Below are 21,207 nucleotides of genomic sequence, written 5' to 3'. Positions count from 1 at the left end.
CAGCTGGGGAACGTCCGCCGACCGACCCGACGCCAACCCCCCGCACCGGGCACCGGGGTAGGTAGGCTCGCCGGTATGGAGCATGAGGTTGTCGTCCCGCTGCCGGCCAACGCCGTCCGGCAGGTCCTGCAGGACAGCGAGCTGCTGGCCCGCTGCGTCCCCGGTCTGAGCACCGATGCCGGGACAGCCCGCACCCCGGACGGGCAGGTCGACGGCCGGCTGAAGCTGCGCGTCGGGGGCTCCACCATCACCTACCGGGGCTCGCTCTCACTGATCCCCGGCCGCGCGGGAGTGCTCACCGCACTCGCCGAGGGCGAGGAGGTACGGGGCTCCGCCGAGGTCACCGCGACCGTGCGGGTCAGCGTGCACGAGCACGCGGACGGCAGCGTGCTGCGCTTCGCCGGCGACCTGAGCGCCGAGGGGCGCCTCGCCGAGTTCCCGGACGACGTCCTGCGGACCGCGGGCCGCCGCCTCCTCGACCGTGTGGCCGCCGCGCTCGCCGTCGAGGCCGGCGCCGGCCCGGAGACTGTCCTGTCCCTGCCGGACGACGAGACCACGGACACCGAGCAGACCGCAGCCGCGGAGCCTGAGCCGGCGGCGGCCGCGGAGCCGGAGCCGGTCGCGGAGGCGGACGAGCCCGCCGTCGAGGCTCCGCTGGAGGCCGCCGCCGAAACCTCGGAGGAGCAGGAGGCCGAGCAGCCCGAGGAGTCTCGGGAAGCCGCCGCAGAGGCCGAGGAGTCCGAGACCGAAGAATCCCAGGCCGACGAGTCCGACGGGACCGAGGAGCCGGACGAAGCCGCGGCCGAGGAGGAGCCCGGGGCGACCGTCGTGTACCTGGACGACCACGCCGTGCGGGACCTCGACGACGACCTGTCGGATCTGATCGCCTTCTCGGACGAGGACGAGCCGCTGCCCTCGCCGGATTCGGAGCCCGCGCCGTTCGAGTACCAGCCGGAGCCGGCGATGTCCGGCCCGGTACGGCGGTCGATCGTGGGCCGTTCGGCGGAGGAGGTGGACCACGCTCCGCCGCACGGCCGGTACGCGCCCACTCCCCCGGCCCGCAGTGCCCGGGCCCGGGCGGCGAGCCGCTGGGGCGGCGCGGAGCCGACCCTGCTCACCGGCGGGGCCGGCGAGCGGAGCGCGATGCCCTGGGTGATCGGCGGCGGGGTGGCGCTGATCGGCGGTGCCGTGGTGCTGGTGCGGGCGCTGCGCCGTCGCTGAGCGGCGGGCGGCGGCCCTTAGACTGGCTGCTCATGAGCACTGAGGACCGCGACGCCCTGCTGGCGCAGATCAAGGACAAGGCCGTCGTGCACGGCAAGGTCACCCTCTCCTCCGGTCTGGAGGCCGACTACTACGTCGACCTGCGCCGGATCACGCTGGACGCCGAGGCGGCGCCGCTGGTCGGCCGGGTGATGCTGGACGCGGCCGCGGACCTCGAGTTCGACGCGGTCGGCGGTCTGACCCTGGGCGCCGACCCGGTGGCCGCCGCGATGCTGCACGCCGCCGCGGCCCGCGGCCGGAAGCTGGACGCGTTCGTCGTCCGCAAGGCCGGCAAAGCGCACGGCCTGCAGCGCCGGATCGAGGGCCCGGACGTGAAGGGCCGCCGCGTGCTGGCGGTCGAGGACACCTCCACCACCGGCGGTTCGGTGCTCACCGCCGTGGAGGCGCTGCGCGAGGCGGGCGCCGAGGTGGTCGGTGTCGCGGTGATCGTGGAGCGCGGTGCCGCCCCGGCGATCGCGGAGACCGGCCTGCCGTACATCACCGCCTACACCCTGGACGACCTGGGCCTCTGAGCCCGTGCCCGGCCCCACCGGGGCCGGAAACGGTGACGGCCGGTGTTTCACGTGAAACCACGTGTCACACCGGCCGTCGCCGCGTGTCGGGCGGGAGGCCCGGTCAGTTCTTGCGGTGGCGGCCGGAGCCGACCGGCTCGCCGGCCGGGGCCTCGCCGCCGGCCTTCTTCTTCCTCCGCTCGCGGATCACCTCGACGATGATCGGGGAGATCGAGATGAGGATGATCAGTGCCATCGCGGGGATCAGGTACTTGTCGATCACCGGGGCCATCGCGTCGCCGAAGAAGTAGCCGATCAGCAGCATGGACTCGGTCCACAGCACGCCGCCGACGATGTTCCAGACGAGGAAGGTCTTCGCCGGCATCTCCAGGGTGCCGGCGACCGGGTTGAGGAAGGTCCGCACGATCGGGATGAAGCGGGCCATCACCACGGCCTTGGCCGGGCCGAACTTGTCGAAGTAGTACTCGGCCTTCACCACGTACTCGCGGCGGAAGATCTTGGACTCGGGTTTGTCGAACATCCGGGGCCCGACCTTGGTCCCGATGAAGTGCCCGAGCTGGGCGCCGGCGATCGCGCAGATCGGCGCGCCGATCAGCAGCAGCGCGATCGGCAGTCGGGCGCCCTCGCCGAGCACCGAGGAGGCCGCCCCGGAGGCGGCCACACCGGCGAGGATCAGCAGCGAGTCGCCCGGGAAGAAGAATCCGACCAGCAGGCCGGTCTCGGCGAAGATGATCGCGAGCAGGCCGATGGCGCCCAGCGACGAGATCAGCGATTTGGCGTCGAGGAGATTGACGGCGAGCTGGTTGTAGTCCACGCGCGCAGGATAGCGCCCCCGTGTTGAGGACAGCCTGAGGAGAGACGGCCGCCGCTCCGAACGGCACCGGCTGGACGGCCCCGGCCGGCTACTCGCGCGTAGCATCCGTGTGCGTCCCGACTGGCGGGCCATGGGTGACCGCGGGGGGTGAGTCTGGGAAGATGGCCCCGGTGTCCGGCCCGCGGTCGAGGACCACCCTCTTCTCGTACCGCGATGCACGCCGTGAGCCAGAGGCGTTAGAGCATCGGACAGCGTCGTTCGATCGCCCCACACCGACAGGAGCGAATTCGCATGCCCATCGCAACTCCCGAGGTCTACAACGAGATGCTCGACCGGGCCAAGGCGGGCAAGTTCGCCTACCCGGCCATCAACGTGACCTCGTCGCAGACCCTGCACGCCGCGCTGCGCGGCTTCGCCGAGGCCGAGAGCGACGGCATCATCCAGATCTCCACCGGTGGTGCGGAGTTCCTGGGCGGCCAGCACAACAAGGACATGGTGACCGGCGCCGTCGCGCTGGCCGAGTTCGCGCACATCGTCGCGGCGAAGTACGACATCACCGTCGCGCTGCACACCGACCACTGCCCGAAGGACAAGCTGGACGGCTACGTCCGCCCGCTGCTGGCGGTCTCCGCCGAGCGCGTGGCCAAGGGCCAGAACCCGCTGTTCCAGTCGCACATGTGGGACGGCTCCGCCGAGACCCTGGCCGACAACCTGGCGATCGCGCAGGAGCTGCTCGCGCAGGCCGCCGCCGCCAAGATCATCCTCGAGGTCGAGATCACCCCGACCGGCGGCGAGGAGGACGGCGTCTCGCACGAGATCAACGACGAGCTGTACACCACGGTCAACGACGCGGTGCGCACCGCCGAGGCGCTCGGCCTGGGCGAGAAGGGCCGCTACCTGCTGGCCGCCTCGTTCGGCAACGTGCACGGCGTGTACAAGCCGGGCAACGTCGTGCTGAAGCCGGAGCTGCTGCGCGAGCTGCAGGCCGAGATCGGCAAGCAGTACGGCAAGGCGGACCCGTTCGACTTCGTCTTCCACGGCGGTTCGGGCTCGACCGCGGAGGAGATCGCCACCGCGCTGGAGAACGGCGTCGTGAAGATGAACCTCGACACCGACACCCAGTACGCCTTCACCCGCCCGGTCGTGGACCACATGTTCCGCAACTACGACGGTGTGCTGAAGGTCGACGGCGAGGTCGGCAAGAAGAACACCTACGACCCGCGCACCTGGGGCAAGCTGGCCGAGGCCGGCATGGCCGCCCGCGTGCTCGAGGCGGCGCAGCAGCTGCGCTCGGCGGGCAACCGCATCAAGTAGGGCGCACCGCGTCCGCACGGACGCGCGGCCCGCACGCGTTGAACGGCCGTGGCCCCGGGGAGCCGACTCCCCGGGGCCACGGCCGTTCCGCGTGTGCGGGCCAGGGCCGGGCCGGGCGCCGGTCAGCCCACCGCGACCCGGGCGGTGCCGCGGACGGCGGGCTGTTCGCTGCGCAGCCGCCGGTAGTGCCGGGCGGCCTTGGCGCGGTTGCCGCACTCGGCCATGGAGCACCAGCGGCGCATCCCGTTGCGCGAGGTGTCGAGGAACCAGAGCGGCACCCGGTGCGGCCCGGCGCAGCTGCGGATCCGCTCGGGGGCGGTGCCGAGCAGCCGGAGGTAGTCGTCGAGGGCCAGCCAGCCGGCCAGCCAGGCGGGGTCGCCGACCTCGACGGTGGTGGCCGGCCCGTCGGCGGTGAGCCGGTAGCGGAGGGTCCCGTGGCCGAGCAGCCGGTCGAGCTCGTGGACGGCGTCCGGGTCGGCCGGGGCCTCGCCGGGCCGGCGCTGGTCGTACGGGGGGTTGAGGGTGGCCTGGAGCACCTCGCGGGTGTGCCGGGTGGCGGAGAGCGCGGCGGCGGCGTCGGGGCAGAGCCCGGTGAGGCCGGCGGAGGAGAGCCAGATCCGGTAGCCGTCCAGGTCGTCGAGCAGGTCGCGGGCGCCGCCGGGGGCGTCCCAGCGGGTGTTCAGCAGGTCGAGGGCGAGGGGCTCGCCGAGCAGCGGGCGACGGTCGGCGGGGTCGGGGGCGGGGGTGCCCGCGGGGCCGGCCGGGCCGTGCCAGCGACGGTCCGGGCCGGGGACGCCGAGGGCGAGGTCGAGCAGGGTGACCCGGGCGTCCGCCAGGGTGGTCAGCGGTGTGCCGTGTGCGCGCATCGTGCTCCCTCGGCCGGTCGGGCCGCTCTCCCCCCGGTCCCCGGGCGGCACTGCACGGGCAGTGCGGCGGCACCGGGCCAGTCTGGCGCCGGGTCGAGCGCGCCGGAACGTCTGGACACCCGGTGTGCGCGCAACGGCCAGAGGCCGTGCGCGGCCTCATAACTGACCCTCGGGAATCTTTTCTAGCTTCGGATGTGCCAGACCCGGACACGCAGATCCGAACGCCCGATGGGGAGAGTGAAGCACGATGGCTCAGGCCGAATCTGACCTGGCACAGCCGGGCGCCGAGGCGCCCAACGACCTTCTGACCGGCGATGCCTACCTGGAGAGCCTGCGTGACGGGCGCCAGGTGTACATCGACGGCGAGCTGGTCAAGGACGTCACGGAGCACCCGGCGTTCCGCAACGCGGCCCGCTCGATGGCGCACCTGTACGACGCGCTGCACCACCCGGACACCAAGGACATGATGACCACGGTCGACCGGTACACCGGCGCCCGGGTGCACCGCTTCTTCACCCCGGCGCACTCCGCCGAGGACCTGGTCAAGGCCCGCGACGCGATCGAGCACTGGGCCCGCCTGAGCTACGGCTTCATGAACCGCACGCCGGACTACAAGGCGTCCTTCATGGCCGGCCTCGCCGTCACCCACTCGTTCTACGAGCCGTTCGGCGACAACGCCCGTGCCTGGTACGAGAAGTACGCCCGCCAGGCGCTGTCGATCAGCCACGCGATCGTCAACCCGCCGGTCGACCGGCACAAGGCCGCGCACGACATCCCGGACGTGTACCTGAAGGTCGTCGAGGAGCGTGACGACGGCATCGTCGTCGAGGGCGCCAAGCTGATGGCCACCGCCTCCGCGCTGACCCACGTCGCCTTCGTCGGCCAGATCCACCTCGCCAACCTGGAGAAGGGCAAGGCCGAGGACATGGCGCTGGCCTTCATGGCGCCGCTGAACACGCCGGGCATGAAGGTGATCTGCCGCCCGTCGTACGAGAAGAAGGCCAACAGCCCGTTCGACAACCCGCTCTCCAGCCGGTTCGACGAGAACGACGCGGTGTTGGTCTTCGACAAGGCGTTCATCCCCTGGGAGAACGTCCTGATCTACCGGGACACCGAGAAGATCCACCAGTACTTCCCGCGCTCGGGCCTGCTCTCCCGCGGCTTCTTCCAGGGCGCGATCCGGATGGCCGTGAAGCTGGAGTTCATGGCGGGCATCCTGGACCGCGGCACCCGCCTCAACGGCACCGACAAGTTCCGCGGCGTCCAGGCCGGACTCGGCGAGCTGCTCGCCTGGCGCCACCAGACCTGGGCCGTCACCACCGCGATGGCGATGGACCCGGAGCCCGGCGAGGGCGGCACCGTCCTGCCGCGGATGGACTACTCGGCCGGCTACCGGGCGCTCGCCCCGATCAGCTGGGACCGCACCCACAAGTTCTTCGAGGAGCACCTGGCCGGCGCGCTGCTGATGACGCCGTCCAGCCACAAGGACCTCCAGAACCCGGAGCTGCGCCCGCTGTTCGACCGCTACTACCGCGGTTCGGGCACCACCGCCGAGGAGCGCTCCAAGCTCTTCAAGCTGGCCTGGGACGCGGTCGGTTCGGAGTTCGGCGCCCGGCACGAGCTGTACGAGCTCAACTACGCGGGCGGTCCGGACCAGGTGCGCCTGGACACCCTGAACTGGACCCGCGCGGCCGGTCTGCTCGACCAGTACGGCGACTTCGTGCAGAAGGCCATGGACGACTACGACCTGGACGGCTGGCGCGGCGGCCGCTGGGCCGAGACCGACTGACCCGGCCGGGCGGGCGGGCCGCACCGGCGGCCGCCCGCCCTCCGCTCACAGGAGGCGGTAATGAACAACGATCTGCGCAGCGTCATGCGCCACTTCGCCACCGGGGTCTGCGTCGTCAGCACCTACACGGACGGCGCCGAGGGCCGGCGGCACGACGCCATCACGGTCAACTCGCTGACCTCGGTCTCGCTCGACCCGGCGATCATCACCCTCTGCTTCCGGCACGACTCGCGGTTCCTCGCGGACCTGCGCACCGCCGGCGTGTGGGGCGTCTCGATCCTGGACGGCGAATCCGAGAGCCACGCCCGGGCCTTCGCCAAGGACCCGGAGTCCCGCCAGGTGTCGCTGGCCGAGGCCGCGCACGACTACGGCGAGGCCACCGGTGTGCTGCTCCTCCAGGCCGCCGGCTGGATGGAGGTCGCGTACCGGGACGAGCTGGTGATCGGCGACCACGTGATGGTGATCGGCGAGGTCGTGCGGCTCGGCGCCGCCGACTCCACCGCGCCCCTCATCTTCCTCCAGGGCGGATTCCACACCCTCGAACTCACCCGTTCCTGAGACAACGGAGATCGCACCACCATGAGCACGCCGAAGAAGAACACGTACAAGAGACCCCTCATCGCCTCCTCGGCCGCGGCGGCCCTGCTCGGCACCGCCGCGCTGATCTCGCCGGCCGCCGGCTCGGCCAACGCGGCGGCGACGGCGGCCGACACCACCCCGGTGAAGGTCTGTCTGACCGGCAGCACCAGCACCACCGCCGAGTTCAACGTCACCCTGCCGAAGGTGGCCGTCGACCCCGTGCTGCAGGCGACCGCGTCGTACCTGGGGCCGTGCGCCTCGTACGGCACGCCGAGCGCGCTGGGCAACGGCAACGTGCGCACCTACGCCCAGCAGGAGCCGAACGGCAAGCCGATCTCGATGGGCTTCGTCTTCCCGAAGGCGACGCTGCAGAACCTGCCGACCACGATGACGGACCAGCACCACTGCTACGACATCAACGGCAACGGCGTCATCGACGAGCACACGGAGTGCATGGGCGGCCACGAGCGTCCGCTCGACCTGCCCGCCGCGCTGACCTCCACCGCGGACGTCCCGTACAAGTGGGCGCTGCTGAACTACAACTCGATGGGCCACGGCCCCGAGGGCATCTACGACACGCCGCACTTCGACTTCCACTTCTACGTCCAGCCGAAGGCCGAGCGGGACGCGATCCGCCCCGGCCCGTGCGCGCTGGCGATCAACTGCGACGACTTCGCCACGGCGACCAAGCCGATACCGGCGCAGTACATGCCCTCCGGCTACATAGACAACGGGGTGGCCGAGGTCGCGATGGGCAACCACCTGATCGACCAGAGCTCCCCCGAGTGGCACGGCCAGAAGTTCACCCAGACCTTCATCTACGGCGCCTACGACGCGAAGATCAGCTTCCTGGAGCCGATGATCACGAAGGCGTACTTCGACGGCCTGGTCTCCGGCACCAACCCGAACGGGTGCTTCCCCATCAAGCAGCCGCAGTCGTGGCAGGTGGCCGGCTGGTACCCGAAGGACTACTGCATCAAGTACCGCGCCAACCGCGGCGACTTCACCGTCTCGATGGAGAACTACCAGCACAGCTGAGCCATCGACCAGGCAGGGCCCTCCCCCGCCCTGCCCAGGGGCCCGGCACCCGGGGCCATCCCCACCCCCGGTGCCGGGCCGCACCCACAGGCCGTTCGGATACGCGGAGGAGACAGCGCATGGACGGCGCCGGACATCCACGAGTGGCAGGAATCTGACATGTCATCGGCGATCTCACTCGCAGTCATCGGAGGCGGGGCCTCGGCGGTCTGCCTGATCGACGCCCTCGCCCAACGCGACACCGCCCCGGGCAGCCTCACGGTCTTCGAGCCGTCGCCGCACCTGTGGCGCGGCCGGGCGTACCAGTCCGACACCACCACGGTGCGGGTCAACGCGACGCCCGACGACATGTCGGTCCGGGCCGGGGACGACCGCCACTTCGAACGGTGGCTCATGACCCGGGACCGGATCCTCGGTCTGCCCGAGGGCACCACCGGCCTGGACCCGAAGGCCGGCGCCCGGTTCGCACCGCGCACCGAGTACGGGGAGTACCTGGAGCAGACCGCGCACGCCGCGCTCGCCAAGCTGCGCCTGCGCGGCTGGCGGGTGGACCTGGTGAGCGAGTCCGTCACCTCGGCCAACCTGGCGGCCGGCCGCGCCATGCTGCGCACCAACGAGGGCCGCGTGCGCGCCTTCGACTACGCGGTGCTGTGCGTCGGCGGCGACAGCCCCAAGGACGTGTACGGGCTGACCGGCAGCGACAACTTCATCGGCGACCCGTACCCGATCACCCAGAAGCTGCAGGCCGTCGCGCCCGACCAGCACGTCGCGGTGATCGGCAGCGGCCTGACCGCCGTCGACATCATCATCTCGCTGGCCTCCCGCGGGCACCGCGGCCGGATCAGCCTGCTCTCCCGGCGCGGCATGCTGCCCGGTGTCCGGCAGAAGCCGGTCCACTTCGACCTGCGGCACGTCACCCCGGAGAAGATGCAGCGACTGTCGCGCCGTCAGACCAGCCTGCGCATCCAGGAGATCGCCGACCTCATCGGCAAGGAGTTCGCCGAGGCCGGAGCCGACCTGACCGCGGTGATCGAGGAGATCACCGGGGCGCACCGCGAGCACCCGGTGGAGCGGCTGCGCCGCCAGCTCTCCGAGGTCGACTCCCCCGACCTGGGCCTGCGCATCCTGCAGCGCGCGGTGCCGGACACCGGCCCGGACATCTGGCCGCTGCTCTCCGAGCGGGACAAGGTCGAGCTGCTGCGCACCCACTACCGGACCATCATGAGCCTCTGCTGCCCGATGCCGCCGAGCAGCGCCACCGAGCTGCTCCGGCTCGCCGACGAGGGCCAGCTGCAGATCCTCTCCGGCCTGCAGGACATCGCGGCCGGCCCCGAGGGCGGCTACACCGTCGAGACCTCCGAGCAGGACGTCTTCCGGGCCGACGTGGTGATCAACGCCGTCAACGCCTCCGAGGGCAAGATCCCGAACGGCGCGGCCCCGCTGGTCAACTCGCTCACCCGCAACCGGCTCGCCGACCGCCACCCGCACGGCGGTCTGCACATAGCGCGCGCCACCAGCCGCCTCGCCGTCGAGGGCCGGCCCGAACCGCGCTGGTACGCGCTCGGCAACATCGCGGCCGGGACGCTGTTCTTCACCTTCGGCATCCCCTCGCTGGTGGACCGGAGCCAGGACATCGTCCGCGCGGTCCTCGCGCACTCCCAGCGGATCGCCGGTCTGCGGGCCGAGCGCGTCCTGCAGAGCGCCTGACCCGGCGCCCCGAGTCCACAGCCAAGGAGAGCACCCCCCGTGACCACGACCACCCCGAGCTACCTCGCGGACACCGCCACCGGCCTGCCGCTGCCCGGCGACGCCCAGTTCGCCTCCGTCGAGGAGGAGCGCCGGTACCGCAAGCAGCGGCTCGCCGCCGCGCTGCGCCTGTTCGGCAAGTACGGCTTCGGCGAAGGCATATCGGGCCACATATCGGTCCGCGACCCCGAGCTGCCCGGCCACTTCTGGGTCAACCCGTTCGGCGTCTCGTTCAAGCGGGTCACCGTCGGCGACCTCATCCTGGTCGACTCCGAGGGCACCGTGGTGGAGGGCCGGCACAAGGTCAACCCGAGTGCCTTCGTCATCCACTCCGCGATCCACGACCTGAACCCGGGCGCCGAGGCGGCCGCGCACGGCCACACCGCCCACTCCCGGGCGCTCGGCGCGCTCGGCCGGCTGCTGGAGCCGATCGACCAGGAGTCCGCGGCCTTCTACGGCAAGCAGGTCCTCTACACCGAGTACGAGGGCCCGTCGGTCGCCGTCGAACAGGGCCGGGACATCGCGGAGAAGCTCGGCGACAACCGGGCGATCCTGCTCCAGCACCACGGCCTGATCACGGTCGGCGGCTCGCTGGAGGAGGCCGTGCACTGGTTCTTCACCTTCGACAGCTGCGCCGAGGTCCAGCTGCTCGCGCTCGCCGCGGGCACCCCGAAGAGCTTCAGCCACGACCAGGCCGTCTCCGCCGGCGCCGGCTTCGGCGACGCGCAGCTCGGCCGCTTCAGCTTCCAGCTGCTCTGGGACGAGATCGTCCACGAGCAGCCCGACCTGCTCGACGAGTGACGACCCGTCGGGCATCCCGCACACCCCTGCCACACGAGGAGTGGTCATGAAGGTTCTGCTGTTCGGAGCGACCGGGAACATCGGCGCCGCGATCGCCGCGGAGCTCGTCTCCCGCGGACACGAGGTCACCGGGGTGACCCGCTCCGGCGGCGGCGGCGCCGGTTCGGCCGTCCCGCTCGTCGCCGGCGACGTCGCCGACGGCGAGCAGGTGGCCGAGCTCGCCCAGGGCCACGGCGCGGTCGCCTCCGCGGTCGGCCCGCGGATCGGCGCCGACGACGACCGGACGATCCTCCTCGGTGCCACCGAGGGCCTCGTCGCCGGCCTGCGCAAGGCCGGCGTCAGGCGCCTGGTGGTGCTCGGCGGCGCGGGCAGCCTGCGCACCGCCGCAGGCACCCGCGTCGTGGACGACCCCCACTTCCCGGAGCTGTGGAAGGCCAACGCCCTCGCCCAGATCGAGGCGCTCGGCCGCTACCGCGAGGTCGACGACCTCGACTGGACGTACATCTCGCCGGCCAAGCTGATCGAGCCCGGCGAGCGCACCGGGACCTACCGCCTCAGCGGCGACGACCTGCTGGTCGACGCCGAGGGCCGGTCCCGGATCAGCATCCCGGACTACGCGGTCGCCTTCGTCGACCAGCTCGAAGGCGGACAGGCCCTGCGCACCAGGGTCTCCGTCGCCTACTGACACTGCGTACCCGGCCCGCCGGCCCCCCACCCGGCGGACCGCATCCCGTATCGGCACGCATCAGCACCACCGGCCCGCCCGGCCGCCGGCCCCGTCCGGCCGCCGGGCCGCCACCACTCCGGAGGGAACCGAAACCATGTCATCCACCGCCAGGGCCAAGGGCGGCGGCGCGGTCGTCGCCATCCTCGGCGCGCTCACCGCACTGGGCCCGCTGTCCAACGACACCTATCTGCCCGGTCTTCCCGACCTCACCCACGACCTGAACGCCAGCGCCTCGGCCGGCCAGCTCAGCCTCACCGCCTGCCTGCTCGGCCTCGGTCTCGGCCAGCTCTTCGCCGGCCCGATCTCGGACGCCGCCGGCCGCCGCAAGCCGCTGCTGTGGGGCCTCGCGGTCTACACCGTGGCGGCGCTGCTGTGCGCCGTCGCACCGAACATCTGGCTGCTGGTCGCGCTGCGCGCGATCCAGGGCCTCGGCGGCGCGGTCGGCATCGTGATCGCCGCCGCCGTCGTCCGCGACAAGCACGAGGGCGCCGCGGCAGCCAAGTACTTCGCGCTGCTGATGCTGATCACCGGCCTGGCTCCGGTGCTCGCCCCGGTGGCCGGCGGCCAGCTGCTCCGCTTCACCTCCTGGCACGGCATCTTCACCCTGCTCGGCATCCTCGGTGCGCTGATGCTCGCCGTGGTCGCCGTCGGCCTGCCGGAGACCCACCCGGTGGAGCGGCGGCGCACCGGTGGTCTGCGGGCCACCGGCCCGGTCTTCCGCCGGCTGCTCTCCGACCGCGTCTTCGTCGGCTACAACCTGGCCTGCGGTCTGGCGTTCGCCGCGATGTTCGCGTACATCGCGGGCTCGCCGTTCGTTCTGCAGGACATCCACGGCATGTCCCCGCAGGGCTTCAGCGCGGTCTTCGCGATCAACGCCGCGGGCCTGGTGGTCTGCGCGCAGATCTGCGGCCGGATCGTGCACCGCACCGGCCCGCGCCCGCTGCTGGCCGTCGGCCTGAGCGGCTCCGCGGTGGGCGGCCTCGGCCTGCTCGTCACGGTGCTCGCCGACGGCGGCCTCGCGCCGCTGCTGGTCGCCCTGTTCGTGGTGGTGTCCAGCGTCGGTCTGGTCATGCCGACCGCGACCGCGCTCGCCCTGCAGGAGCACGGCGACTCGGCCGGTTCCGCGGCCGCGCTGCTCGGCCTGTCCCAGCACATCATCGGTGCCGCCGTGGTACCGCTGGTGGGCCTGGCCGGCGAGAGCACCGCGGTGCCGATGGGCATCGTCATCGCGGTGCTCGGCTGCGGCGCGCTGCTCGCTTTCGCGGCACTGACCCGCGGCGCGGCCGCCCCCGCCGGGGAGGCCGCTGCGGACACCCGCTCCGAGCAGGCCGCGCACGCCTGATCCGCCGTCCGCCCCGCCGGGCCCGCGCCTGGCGGGGCGGACCCTCGACCCCGTCGCACCACCTGCACCACCCGCTCCCCCGGAACCACGGAAGTACGGAAGTACGGAAGTACGGAAGTACGGGCGTCGCGCCCCCGATCGCCTCGCACGCTCTGCCGCACCGCGTCCATTTCACGAGCCGGAGATCGTTATGCCGTTCGGAACCTCGACCCACGTCCTGCCCCGGGAGGAGTCCTGGCGGACCCTGCCCGCGGCCCAGCAGCCGGAGTGGCCGGACCCCGACGCCCTGGAGCGGGTCTGCGACGAGCTGCGCACCTACCCGCCACTGGTGTTCGCCGGGGAGTGCGACAACCTGACCGCGCGGCTCGCCGCCGTGGCCCGCGGTGAGGCCTTCCTGCTGCAGGGCGGCGACTGCGCGGAGACCTTCGACGGGGTCTCCGCCGACCAGATCCGCTCCAAGCTGAAGACCATGCTGCAGATGGCCGCGGTGCTGACCTTTGGCGCCTCGGTGCCGGTGGTCAAGGTCGGCCGGATCGCCGGCCAGTACTCCAAGCCGCGCTCGCAGCCGACCGAGTCCCGGGACGGCGTCACCCTGCCGACCTACCGCGGCGACTCCGTCAACGGGCTGGAGTTCACCGCCGCGGCCCGGGTGCCCGACCCGCAGCGGCTGCTGCGGATGTACAACTCCTCCGCCGCGACCCTGAACCTGGTCCGCGCCTTCATCTCCGGCGGCTACGCCGACCTGCGCGAAGTGCACTCCTGGAACCAGGACTTCGTGCGCACCTCGCCGGCCGGCCAGCGGTACGAGCAGCTCGCCGAGGAGATCGACTCCGCGCTGTCCTTCATGCGGGCCTGCGGCGTCGACCCGACCGAGCTGCACCGCACCGAGTTCTACACCAGCCACGAGGCGCTGATCCTCGACTACGAGTGCGCGATGTCCCGCCTCGACAGCCGGTCCAACGACCGGTACGACGTCTCCGCGCACATGCTGTGGATCGGCGAGCGGACCCGCCAACTGGACGGCGCCCACCTGGAGTTCGCTTCCAAGGTGTGCAACCCGATCGGGGTCAAGCTGGGCCCGACCACCACCGCGGACGAGGCGCTCACCCTGATCGACCGGCTCGACCCGAAGCGCATCCCCGGCCGGCTCACCTTCATCACCCGGATGGGTGCGGAGAAGATCCGCGACCTGCTGCCCCGGCTGGTCGAGAAGGTCACCGCCGAGGGCGCCCGGGTCGCCTGGGTCTGCGACCCGATGCACGGCAACACCTTCACCGCCTCCACCGGCCACAAGACCCGCAGCTTCGACGCGGTGCTCGACGAGGTCGCCGGCTTCTTCGAGGTGCACCGCTCGCTGGGCACCCACCCCGGCGGCATCCACGTCGAGATCACCGGCGACGACGTCACCGAGTGCGTCGGCGGCGGCTTCGGCCTGGTCGCGGAGGACCTCCACCAGCGGTACGAGTCGGCCTGCGACCCGCGGCTCAACCGCAGCCAGTCACTCGACCTGGCGTTCCTGGTCGCCGAGATGTACCGCGGCCGCGGTACCGCGGCGGGCGTGCGGACCGTGCAGGCGGTGCGCTGATGCGCGCCGTCCGCGGGGCGATCCAGGTCGACCGGGACGACCCGGTCGAGGTCATGGACGCCACCCGCCTGCTGCTGCGGGAGATCATCGAGGCGAACTCGCTCGTCCCCGACGACCTGGTGTCGATCCTCTTCACCGCCACCCCGGACCTGCGCAGCGGATTCCCCGCCCGGGCCGCCCGCGACCTGGGGCTCACCGACGTGCCGCTGATGTGCGCGCAGGAGATGGACGTCGAGGGCGGCCTGCCGCGCACCGTCCGGGTGCTGGTCACCGCCGAGACACCGCTGCCGCGCGACCGCGTCCGGCACGTGTACCTGGGCGGGGCGCGGGCGCTCCGCCCCGACCTGGCGCAGCCGATGGCGGGTGCCCGGTGATCCGTACCGCCGCGGTGGTCGGGGCGGGGCTGATCGGCACCTCGGTGGCGCTGGCGCTGAGCCGCCGCGGGGTGCTGGTGCACCTGCTGGACACCGACCGGGACGCCGTCCGCACCGCCGTCGCGCTCGGCGGCGGCGTGGACTGCCCGCCCGACCAGCCGGTGGACATCGCGGTGATCGCGGTGCCGCCGAGCGCGGTCGGCCGGGTGCTGGCCGATCACCAGGCCCGCGGCCTGGCGTACGCGTACACCGATGTGGCGAGCGTCAAGCACGAGCCGGAGCAGGCCGTGCTGCTCGCCGCCCCGGACCCGAGCCTGTTCGTCGGCGGCCACCCGATGGCCGGCGGCGAGCGGTCCGGGCCGCTGGCGGCCTGCGCCAACCTGTTCGAGGGCCGGACCTGGGTGCTGACCACCTGTGAGCACACCTCCCGGGAGACGCTGAACCGGGCGCTCGCCATGGTGGCGATGTGCGGCGCGGTACCGGTGGTGATGGAGAGCGACGCGCACGACCGGGCGGTGGCCCTCGTGTCGCACGCGCCGCACGTGGTGGCCGCGCTGATGGCGGCCCGGCTGGAGAACGCCCCCGAGGAGGCGTCCCGGCTGGCCGGCCAGGGCGTCCGCGACATGACCCGGATCGCCGGCGGTGACCCCGGGCTGTGGGGGGACATCCTGGAGTCCAACGCCACCGCGGTGGCCGACGTCCTCGCCGAGCTCGCCGACGACCTGGCGGCCACCGTCCGGGCGCTGCGCGGCCTGGCCGAGGTCGACGCGGCCAAGCGGGCCGAGGAGATGACCCGGGTGATCGACCTGCTGGGCCGCGGCAACGCCGGCCGGGCCCGGCTGCCCGGCAAACCGGGTGCGGCCGGCGGCGCGCTGGTGCCGGTGGTGATCGGCGACCGCCCGGGCGAACTGGCCCGGCTGTTCGCGGCCGTCCAGGAGACCGGCGTCAACATCGAGGACGTGTCGATCGACCACTCCAGCGGCCGTCCGAGCGGCCTGGTCGAGCTGGTGGTGGCGACGGACGCGGCCGGCCTGCTCGCGGACCGGCTGCTGGCCGCCAACTGGACGGTGCAGCGGATCCGCCCGGTGTACGCCTCGGCCCGGAACGCGGGCGCGGCCGACCGGGACCGCGGCTCCGCGGACCGGGTCTCCGTGCCGAGCTGACGAGGGAGCAGCCGTGACGCTGGTCTACGTGCTCAACGGCCCCAACCTGGCCCGGCTCGGTCTGACCGAGCCGGGCCAGGACGGCCGCGCCGCCTACCCGGAGCTGGTCCGGGTCTGCCAGGAGACCGCCGCCGAGCTGGATCTGCGGGCCGTGGTGCTGCAGACCGACAGCGAGGCGGAGCTGGTCGGCTGGCTGCACCGGGTCGCCGAAGAGGCGGCCCCGCTGGTGCTCAACCCGGCCGCGTTCACGCACTGCTCGTACCCGGTGCGGGACGCGCTGGCGCTGCGGCGCGCACCGGCGATCGAGGTGCACCTGTGCAATCCGTACGCGCGCGAGCCGTTCCGGCGGGTGTCCGTGCTGTCCGACGTGGTGGACGGCACCGTCACCGGCCTCGGGACGGACTCCTACCGGCTCGCGCTGCACGCCGTCGCCCGCCTCACCGGGGCGGGCGCCCGCCCGGAACCCCAAGGAGCCATCGCGTGACCACCGCCGCCCGACGGGCGATCGCCCGCATCCCGGGCTCCAAGAGCATCACCAACCGGGCGCTGCTGCTGGCCGCGGCCGCGCTCGGGCCGAGCAGGCTGGGGGCGCCGCTGGTCAGCGCCGACACGGTGGCCTTCCGGCAGGCGCTGGAGGCGCTGGGCGTCCGGGTCACCGACGAGGACGGCGACTGGGTGGTGCACGGCACCGGCCGCGGCCCGCACGGGCGGGCCCGGATCTGGTGCGAGGACGCCGGCACCGCCGCCCGCTTCCTGCCGGTGCTCGCCGCGACCGGCTTCGGCCGGTTCGAGGTGGACGGCACCGAGCAGCTGCGCGCCCGCCCGCTCGGCCCGCTGGTCGACGCGCTGGTGCGGCTCGGCGCCGACGTCGCGACCGGGCCGGGCGGCCGGCTGCCGCTGGTGGTCCGCACCAACGGGCTGCACGGCGGCGAGATCGCCCTGGACTCCACCACCAGCAGCCAGTACCTGACCGGCCTGCTGCTCTCCGCGCCGCTGATGCGCAGTCCGCTGACGGTGCACGCGGCGGGCCTGGTGAGCCGCCCGTACATCGACATGACGGTGGCGCTGATGCGCCGCTTCGGCGCCGACGTGGCCGAGGGGCCGGACGGCCGGCTGCGGGTCACCGGCTCGTACTGGGCCACCGACCTGCGGATCGAGCCGGACGCCTCCACCGCCTCCTACGTGTTCGCGGCGGCCGCGGTGACCGGCCGGTCGGTGACCGTGCCGGGGCTCGGCCGCACCAGCCTGCAGGGCGACCTGCGGTTCGTCGAGGTGCTGCGGCAGGCCGGCGCCGAGGTGGTGGTCGGCGCGGACGGGACCACGGTGACCGGGACGGGGCGGCTGCGCGGCGGCTTCGAGGTCGACATGGGCGGGATCTCGGACACCTTCATGACGCTGGCGGCGATCGCGCCGCTGGCGGACGGGCCGATCACGATCACCGGTGTCCGGCACGCCCGGTTCAAGGAGTCTGACCGGATCGCCGCGGTGGCCGGCAATCTGCGGCGGCTCGGCGTCGAGGTGACGGAGGGCCCGGACCGGCTCACCGTGCACCCCGGGCCGGTCTCCGGCGGCGTGGTGGACTGCCACCGGGACCACCGGATCGCGATGTCCTTCTCGGTGCTGGGCCTGCGGGTGCCGGGCATCGTGCTGGACGACCCGGACTGCGTCGGCAAGACCTTCCCCGAGTTCCACACCGAGTTCGCCCGGCTCTTCGGCTGACGGCGAACCACACAGGGGGCACCACCCACACGGGTGGTGCCCCCCTTGTACTGCTTCGATACACCCGCCAGGGGCGCTGGGGCACCTCCCCCGCGCCCCTGGCTGTGCATCTCCTAGTGCCGCCAGGCGGCGGCCGCCCGCAGGACGACGTCGTTCGCCTCCGGTTCGCCGACGGTGATCCGCACGCCGTCGGCGCCGTACGGGCGGACGAAGGCGCCGAGTCCGGCGCAGGCCGCGGTGAACTCGGCGGTGCGGTCGCCGAGCCGCAGCCAGACGAAGTTGGCCTCGCTGTCGGGCGGGGTGAAGCCGCTCTCGCGCAGCGCCCCGGTGACCCGGGCCCGCTCCTTCACCAGCAGCTCGACCCGGGCGAGGAGTTCCTCCTCGGCGGCGAGCGAGGCGGTCGCGGCGTCCTGGGCGAGCTGGCTGACGCCGAACGGAAGCCCGACCTTGCGGAGCACGGCCGCCACCCCGGGGTGGGCGACGGCGTAGCCGATCCGCAGGCCGGCCAGGCCGTACGCCTTGGAGAAGGTGCGCAGCACCACGACGTTGCCGTGCCGGCGCTGGAAGTCCAGGCCGTCGGCGGCCTCCGGGTCGCGGACGAACTCGGTGTAGGCCTCGTCGAGGACGACCAGGACGTCACTCGGCACGCACTCCAGGAAGCGCTCGAGTTCGGCGCGGCGGACGACGGTGCCGGTGGGGTTGTTGGGGGTGCAGAGGAAGACGATCCTGGTGCGGTCGGTGACGGCGTCGGCCATGGCGTCGAGGTCGTGGCCCTCGTCGGGGCGCAGCGGCACCCGGACGGAGGTGGCGCCGCAGACCTCGGCCATGATCGGGTAGGCCTCGAACGACCGCCAGGCGTACAGGACTTCGTCGCCCGGCCCGGCGGTGGCGCGGACCAGCAGCCGGCCGACGGCGACCGATCCGGTGCCGAAGACCAGCCGGTCGGCGGGGACGTCGAGGCGGGCGGCGAGGGCCTCGGCGAGGGCGGTGCAGCCGGGGTCGGGGTAGCGGTTGATCCGACCGGCCTGCTCGCGGACGGCGGCGAGCACCGAGGGCAGCGGCGGGTACGGGTTCTCGTTGGAGGAGAGCTTGAGGTTCTCGCAGTCCCGGCGCGGGGAGCGGCCGGGGACGTAGTCCGGGACGGCGGCCATCTCGGCTCTGAGCCGGGGGGCGTCGTAGCGGCTCACAGCGGGTACCTCCTGCGGTCGGGGCCCGATCAGGTCGGGTTGAAGGGCGAGGGGGCGGCGAACTTCCAGCGCAGGGTGGTGAAGTCGCGGACCTCGACCACCTGCTCGACGTCGAACTCGACCAGCCGCAGGGCGCCCTGGACGGCCTTGGTGCGGCTCTCGTCCCAGTCGATCCGGGCCTTGCCGGTGACGTGCAGGGCGTGGCCGGCCTCCCAGTCGAGGAAGGTGAGGCCGCAGGCGGGGTCGAGCTGGAGGTTGCCGAGGGTCATGTAGAAGGAGTTGCCGAAGTAGTCCGGCCAGACGATCCGGTCCGGTGCGGGGACCTCGACGAAGCCGGGGGCGCCGCCGCGGTGCGAGGCGTCGGCGCCGTGCTCGGGGGCGCGGCTGGCGATGAAGAAGGTGTCGGCGCCGGTGATCCAGCGCTGCTGGTCGGCGTCGAGCACGGTGGAGCGGCGGACGGTCGGGGCGGCGGCCTTCGGTGCGTCCGGGCGCAGTACCCGCTGCTGCAGGTACTTGGGGCAGTTGCCGAGGACCTGTTCGGTGGTGACGACGAGCAGGTCGCCCTCGCGCTGCGCGATGCCGTTGATCCGGATCCGCTGGCTGCTCTGCGGCTCGATGGCGAGCATGCCGATGTCGCGCGGCCGGTCGAAGACGTGCTCCAGCGGGTCGCCGGGGACCGGCAGGGAGGTGACGTGGATGGTGTGGGTTCCGACGGCGCCGGCGAAGCCGCGCGGGCCGGTGACGACGGTGGACCAGGCGGCGCCGTCGTCGTCCACGCCGCCGATGACGAGCATCCGCTGGCGGCGCAGGAACATGTCGAACGGCGGCGGGATCGCGGCCTCGAACATCGGCGAGCCCCAGCCGGCGTGGCCCTCGCCGGCCCGCCGCTGCACCGCCTGCTCGCCCTCGTGGTACGGCGTCTTGACCATCGGTCGGCCCTCTCTGTGCGGGTGTCCGGGCCCGGTGCGGCGGGTCGCCGCCGGGTGCGGTGGGTTCACGGACGCGGGCCGGGCACCCGGGGTTCGCCCCGGGCGTCCGGCCCGCGTCCGCGGTCGGCGGCGCCGGTCAGGCGTGCTTGCCGATCAGCAGGACGGTGTCGACGACGCGGTTGGAGAAGCCCCACTCGTTGTCGTACCAGCCGGCGACCTTGACCGTCCGGCCGTTGATGACCTTGGTGAGGCCGGAGTCGAAGATGCAGGACGCCGGGTCGGTGACGATGTCGTTGGAGACCAGCGGCTCGTCGGTGTAGCGCAGGACGCCGGCCAGCGCGCCCTCGGCGGCCTTCGCGAACAGCGCGTTGACCTCCTCGACGGTGGTGTCGCGGGCGACGGTGACGGTCAGGTCGGTGACCGAGCCGACGACGACCGGGACGCGCAGCGCGTAGCCGTCGAGCTTGCCGTTGAGCTCCGGCAGCACCTGGCCGATGGCCTTCGCGGCACCGGTGCTGGTGGGCACGATGTTGCCGGCGGCGGCGCGGGCCCGGCGGAGGTCCTTGTGCGGGCCGTCCTGCAGGTTCTGGTCCTGGGTGTAGGCGTGCACGGTGGTCATCAGGCCCTGCTCGATGCCCAGGCCGTCGTGGAGGACCTTCGCCAGCGGGGCGAGGCAGTTGGTGGTGCAGGAGGCGTTGGAGACGACGCTGTGGACGGACTCGTCGTACGCCGCGTCGTTGATGCCGATGGCGATCGTGAGGTCCTGGTTGGTGGCCGGGGCCGAGATGATCACCTTGCGGGCGCCCGCCGCGAGGTGCGCCTTGGCCTTCTCGGCGTCGGTGAAGACACCGGTGGACTCCACGACCACGTCGACGCCCAGCTCGGCCCACGGCAGGTCGGCCGGGTTGCGCTCGGCGGTGACGCGGATGCTGCGGCCGTCGACGACGATCTCGCCCTGGCCGGCGGTCACCGGCACCGGCAGCTTGCCGAGCGTGCTGTCGTACTTCAGGAGGTGGGCCAGGGTCGCCGCGTCGGTGAGGTCGTTGACCGCCACGACCTCGATGTCGGCGTTCTGCTCAAGTGCGGCGCGGAGGAAGCTCCGACCGATCCGGCCGAATCCGTTGATGCCTACCTTGATTGCCACGGGTGGGGCCCCTTCTGGGTGGGTGCACAGGGGGGCGCGCGCAGCGCCGGTGATCCGCGCGCCCGGCACTGATCTGTACCGCCGACGCTAGGCGGGCCGCGGCCGGGCGACTTGTCGGAACGCGCACGGCTTGTGGCGGGGGCGCGCACGATCCGGCCGGAGTGCTTCACAGCGGGCCCGGCATCACTGCTGCCGATGAAAACCGCATACCTTCCAGAAGGTATGTTTCCATGATGGAGGGGTCCGCCCTCCCGGAGCGGACCGGGTGTCAGCAAACGCGGCCTCAAGTCCTTGCGG

At 72.8% G+C, this 21,207-nt stretch carries 20 protein-coding genes; 15 read left to right on the top strand and 5 right to left on the bottom strand.

Going from position 1 to position 21,207, the window contains the following annotated elements:
* The first annotated feature begins 75 nt into the window (after positions 1-75).
* Positions 76-1,221, top strand: a complete 1,146-nt coding sequence (locus AB0P35_RS15085) for an SRPBCC domain-containing protein (protein ID WP_363510714.1) — start codon at positions 76-78, stop codon at positions 1,219-1,221.
* Positions 1,222-1,253: 32 nt separating this feature from the next.
* Positions 1,254-1,793 (top strand): orotate phosphoribosyltransferase, encoded by a 540-nt coding sequence (pyrE, locus tag AB0P35_RS15080; protein WP_095873939.1) that lies wholly within the window; start codon positions 1,254-1,256, stop codon positions 1,791-1,793.
* Positions 1,794-1,896: 103 nt separating this feature from the next.
* Here the strand turns inward: pyrE and AB0P35_RS15075 are convergent, their stop codons facing one another.
* Entirely contained in the window at positions 1,897-2,607 is a 711-nt protein-coding gene (locus AB0P35_RS15075; protein WP_363510711.1) for a VTT domain-containing protein, read from the bottom strand.
* A 291-nt stretch (positions 2,608-2,898) separates the two neighbouring features.
* Between AB0P35_RS15075 and fbaA the strand changes: the two genes are divergently transcribed.
* Positions 2,899-3,921: a class II fructose-bisphosphate aldolase gene (gene fbaA, locus AB0P35_RS15070; RefSeq protein WP_095873937.1), complete on the top strand. Its 1,023-nt coding sequence runs from the start codon at positions 2,899-2,901 to the stop codon at positions 3,919-3,921.
* Positions 3,922-4,043: 122 nt separating this feature from the next.
* On the opposite strand, the gene AB0P35_RS15065 is transcribed toward fbaA, so the two are convergent.
* Positions 4,044-4,787 carry a CGNR zinc finger domain-containing protein gene (locus AB0P35_RS15065; protein ID WP_363510707.1) on the bottom strand — a complete coding sequence of 248 codons (744 nt, stop codon included), beginning with the start codon at positions 4,785-4,787 and terminating at the stop codon, positions 4,044-4,046.
* 247 nt (positions 4,788-5,034) lie between these two features.
* Here AB0P35_RS15065 and AB0P35_RS15060 point away from each other — a divergent pair, with 247 nt between their 5' ends.
* The 12 genes from AB0P35_RS15060 (at position 5,035) to aroA (ending at position 17,650) form a co-directional block, all read left to right on the top strand.
* On the top strand, positions 5,035-6,576 hold the full coding sequence (locus tag AB0P35_RS15060; protein ID WP_363510704.1) for a 4-hydroxyphenylacetate 3-hydroxylase family protein: 1,542 nt from the start codon (positions 5,035-5,037) through the stop codon (positions 6,574-6,576).
* Positions 6,577-6,636: 60 nt separating this feature from the next.
* The gene (locus tag AB0P35_RS15055) at positions 6,637-7,134 is read left to right on the top strand and encodes a flavin reductase family protein (protein WP_363510701.1); all 498 of its coding nucleotides are present in this window, start codon (positions 6,637-6,639) and stop codon (positions 7,132-7,134) included.
* 21 nt (positions 7,135-7,155) lie between these two features.
* Positions 7,156-8,193, top strand: coding sequence for a hypothetical protein (locus tag AB0P35_RS15050; protein WP_363510698.1), 1,038 nt, complete (start codon positions 7,156-7,158; stop codon positions 8,191-8,193).
* A 159-nt stretch (positions 8,194-8,352) separates the two neighbouring features.
* Positions 8,353-9,900: an FAD/NAD(P)-binding protein gene (locus AB0P35_RS15045; RefSeq protein WP_363510695.1), complete on the top strand. Its 1,548-nt coding sequence runs from the start codon at positions 8,353-8,355 to the stop codon at positions 9,898-9,900.
* A gap of 39 nt (positions 9,901-9,939) precedes the next feature.
* Positions 9,940-10,740: a class II aldolase/adducin family protein gene (locus AB0P35_RS15040; RefSeq protein WP_257019120.1), complete on the top strand. Its 801-nt coding sequence runs from the start codon at positions 9,940-9,942 to the stop codon at positions 10,738-10,740.
* Between the two features lie 46 nt (positions 10,741-10,786).
* On the top strand, positions 10,787-11,425 hold the full coding sequence (locus tag AB0P35_RS15035) for an NAD(P)H-binding protein (RefSeq protein WP_363510691.1): 639 nt from the start codon (positions 10,787-10,789) through the stop codon (positions 11,423-11,425).
* 136 nt (positions 11,426-11,561) lie between these two features.
* Positions 11,562-12,809 (top strand): multidrug effflux MFS transporter, encoded by a 1,248-nt coding sequence (locus AB0P35_RS15030; protein ID WP_095873930.1) that lies wholly within the window; start codon positions 11,562-11,564, stop codon positions 12,807-12,809.
* 190 nt (positions 12,810-12,999) lie between these two features.
* Positions 13,000-14,394: a class II 3-deoxy-7-phosphoheptulonate synthase gene (locus AB0P35_RS15025; protein ID WP_363510687.1), complete on the top strand. Its 1,395-nt coding sequence runs from the start codon at positions 13,000-13,002 to the stop codon at positions 14,392-14,394.
* The gene (aroH, locus tag AB0P35_RS15020) at positions 14,394-14,768 is read left to right on the top strand and encodes a chorismate mutase (protein WP_095873928.1); all 375 of its coding nucleotides are present in this window, start codon (positions 14,394-14,396) and stop codon (positions 14,766-14,768) included. The genes AB0P35_RS15025 and aroH overlap by 1 nt, the downstream gene beginning before the upstream one ends.
* Positions 14,768-15,931, top strand: coding sequence for a prephenate dehydrogenase (locus tag AB0P35_RS15015; RefSeq protein ID WP_363510840.1), 1,164 nt, complete (start codon positions 14,768-14,770; stop codon positions 15,929-15,931). The genes aroH and AB0P35_RS15015 overlap by 1 nt, the downstream gene beginning before the upstream one ends.
* Before the next feature lie 13 nt (positions 15,932-15,944).
* Positions 15,945-16,415: a type II 3-dehydroquinate dehydratase gene (locus tag AB0P35_RS15010; RefSeq protein WP_363510684.1), complete on the top strand. Its 471-nt coding sequence runs from the start codon at positions 15,945-15,947 to the stop codon at positions 16,413-16,415.
* Entirely contained in the window at positions 16,412-17,650 is a 1,239-nt protein-coding gene (gene aroA, locus AB0P35_RS15005) for a 3-phosphoshikimate 1-carboxyvinyltransferase (RefSeq protein ID WP_363510681.1), read from the top strand. Before AB0P35_RS15010 ends, aroA begins: the two co-directional genes overlap by 4 nt.
* Positions 17,651-17,763: 113 nt before the next feature.
* On the opposite strand, the gene hisC is transcribed toward aroA, so the two are convergent.
* The 3 genes from hisC to gap form a co-directional block, all read right to left on the bottom strand.
* Complete coding sequence (gene hisC / locus AB0P35_RS15000; RefSeq protein WP_363510678.1) at positions 17,764-18,837, bottom strand: histidinol-phosphate transaminase; 1,074 nt, start codon at positions 18,835-18,837, stop codon at positions 17,764-17,766.
* Positions 18,838-18,866: 29 nt separating this feature from the next.
* The gene (locus AB0P35_RS14995) at positions 18,867-19,766 is read right to left on the bottom strand and encodes a pyridoxamine 5'-phosphate oxidase family protein (RefSeq protein ID WP_363510675.1); all 900 of its coding nucleotides are present in this window, start codon (positions 19,764-19,766) and stop codon (positions 18,867-18,869) included.
* Between the two features lie 136 nt (positions 19,767-19,902).
* The gene (gap, locus tag AB0P35_RS14990) at positions 19,903-20,910 is read right to left on the bottom strand and encodes a type I glyceraldehyde-3-phosphate dehydrogenase (protein WP_363510672.1); all 1,008 of its coding nucleotides are present in this window, start codon (positions 20,908-20,910) and stop codon (positions 19,903-19,905) included.
* Between the last annotated feature and the right edge of the window lie 297 nt (positions 20,911-21,207).

The sequence above is a fragment of the Kitasatospora sp. NPDC085879 genome, assembly GCF_040686255.1.
Classification (GTDB): Bacteria; Actinomycetota; Actinomycetes; order Streptomycetales; family Streptomycetaceae; genus Kitasatospora.
Note: the sequence above shows the minus strand (reverse complement) of the source record. Positions and strands in the feature narration are given on the sequence as shown.

Excerpts from the sequence above, each read along its gene's own strand:
- AB0P35_RS15085 (WP_363510714.1), top strand. The coding sequence starts at position 76 with ATGGAGCATGAGGTTGTCGTCCCGCTGCCGGCCAACGCCGTCCGGCAG.
- pyrE (WP_095873939.1), top strand. The coding sequence starts at position 1,254 with ATGAGCACTGAGGACCGCGACGCCCTGCTGGCGCAGATCAAGGACAAG.
- fbaA (WP_095873937.1), top strand. The coding sequence starts at position 2,899 with ATGCCCATCGCAACTCCCGAGGTCTACAACGAGATGCTCGACCGGGCC.
- AB0P35_RS15065 (WP_363510707.1), bottom strand. The coding sequence starts at position 4,787 with ATGCGCGCACACGGCACACCGCTGACCACCCTGGCGGACGCCCGGGTC.
- AB0P35_RS15060 (WP_363510704.1), top strand. The coding sequence starts at position 5,035 with ATGGCTCAGGCCGAATCTGACCTGGCACAGCCGGGCGCCGAGGCGCCC.
- AB0P35_RS15055 (WP_363510701.1), top strand. The coding sequence starts at position 6,637 with ATGAACAACGATCTGCGCAGCGTCATGCGCCACTTCGCCACCGGGGTC.
- AB0P35_RS15050 (WP_363510698.1), top strand. The coding sequence starts at position 7,156 with ATGAGCACGCCGAAGAAGAACACGTACAAGAGACCCCTCATCGCCTCC.
- AB0P35_RS15045 (WP_363510695.1), top strand. The coding sequence starts at position 8,353 with ATGTCATCGGCGATCTCACTCGCAGTCATCGGAGGCGGGGCCTCGGCG.
- AB0P35_RS15035 (WP_363510691.1), top strand. The coding sequence starts at position 10,787 with ATGAAGGTTCTGCTGTTCGGAGCGACCGGGAACATCGGCGCCGCGATC.
- AB0P35_RS15030 (WP_095873930.1), top strand. The coding sequence starts at position 11,562 with ATGTCATCCACCGCCAGGGCCAAGGGCGGCGGCGCGGTCGTCGCCATC.
- AB0P35_RS15025 (WP_363510687.1), top strand. The coding sequence starts at position 13,000 with ATGCCGTTCGGAACCTCGACCCACGTCCTGCCCCGGGAGGAGTCCTGG.
- aroH (WP_095873928.1), top strand. The coding sequence starts at position 14,394 with ATGCGCGCCGTCCGCGGGGCGATCCAGGTCGACCGGGACGACCCGGTC.
- AB0P35_RS14995 (WP_363510675.1), bottom strand. The coding sequence starts at position 19,766 with ATGGTCAAGACGCCGTACCACGAGGGCGAGCAGGCGGTGCAGCGGCGG.